Origin of the sequence: Kitasatospora sp. NPDC093558, assembly GCF_040683475.1 — a bacterium.
In the GTDB taxonomy this organism is placed as follows: domain Bacteria; phylum Actinomycetota; class Actinomycetes; order Streptomycetales; family Streptomycetaceae; genus Kitasatospora.
Window position 1 is genome coordinate 2,853 of sequence record NZ_JBFBDY010000566.1, and the last position, 1,165, is coordinate 4,017.

Consider the following 1,165-nt stretch of genomic DNA (forward strand, 5'->3'; position numbering starts at 1 on the left):
TCGGCGGTCTCGGCGACAATGCGGCGCGCGACCACGGTGCTGTCCAGATAGGCCGCGTACGGGCTACGAGGTTGGCCGTCTGGCCCATGGTGGCTGGCAAGCACGTCTGCCCCGACAGCGAGGAAACGTGTGGCCTGCGCGAGGTGCACGGACACGGGGTCGACCTCGTGCCGCGCGTAGCGAGCCTCTCCGCGAAGACCCCGCACGAGCGTGTCCAGGTTGCCGTGGAGGCGCGCAACGTCGTCCTCGGAGATGCCGAGCGGGTCATGGGCCAGAGGCCCGTAGCGCTCGGTGTACCGGTGGAGCAGACGGCATGTGCCCGCAAGCGCCTCGCTGCGCGCTGCGTGCCGGCCGGGCGTGGTCCGGGTCTCGGCTTCGGCGAGCGCTGCCAGGGCGTATTCCAGCCTGGACGCAGCCAGCGCCGTGAAGTCGCCCCAGGTCGCGTCCGACACCGTCACTCGGCTGCCCCGTCTCCGACCGGCAGAGCGTTTCGCAAGGCAATGGCCGCGTTACGGATGTGAAGCGCAGCAGTGTGTCGATCGCGAATCCGTCGGACTTCGGTTGAACGAGTGCCGAGGTCATCAAGAGCGTCGGCGATGCGTTCCAGCCGGTCGGCCAAGCCTCGGTAGTCGGTCTCGGCGCCGTTGTCCTCCGGGAAGATGTCGGGGAGAGGAAGATAGCTGGTTGCCTGAGCCGTGTACGCGCCGGCGGCGAGGGCCGCTGCCGGATCGTAGCGATCGTCCCGGAAGCCCCGGTCGGCGAGCCGACTCGCAGCCGCGGACGCGACGGTCAGCGTCACAGCCGCGATCTGCTCAATGTCCTGACCAAAGCTGAGGTTCAAGGTTCCAAACTCCTTCGGGTAACTAGCTTTTCCGACGGGAGGCAAGCACAGCTTCTCAGGATCGGTGACGGCACTTCGGCTTTCTGGGGACAAACCGACTGGACGAGATTCAGAGTTCGCCGAATCGGGTGAGCAGACGAATCAGGCACTGACGGTGACGCAGCGCTGGTCCACATCAGGCCGCCGCTGACGGCGCGCCGAGCGCTGGCCCTGACGTGCTCCAAAACTCAGCGCGATACACCACTCCAGCGGAGGCGACCGAGCCATTTTGCGGCACCGACCTGCAGATCCGCATCGCTCAGCGCCGCTCCCCGAGCTCCGGAC

At 67.3% G+C, this 1,165-nt stretch carries 2 protein-coding genes; both read right to left on the reverse strand.

Annotated elements, in window-relative coordinates; all coding sequences use genetic code 11:
- On the reverse strand, positions 1-458 hold a 458-nt coding region (locus tag AB0O00_RS31530), incomplete at its 3' end, for a hypothetical protein (protein WP_363657583.1).
- Positions 455-841, reverse strand: a complete 387-nt coding sequence (locus tag AB0O00_RS31535; RefSeq protein ID WP_363657585.1) for a hypothetical protein — start codon at positions 839-841, stop codon at positions 455-457. The genes AB0O00_RS31530 and AB0O00_RS31535, both read right to left, overlap by 4 nt.
- Between the last annotated feature and the right edge of the window lie 324 nt (positions 842-1,165).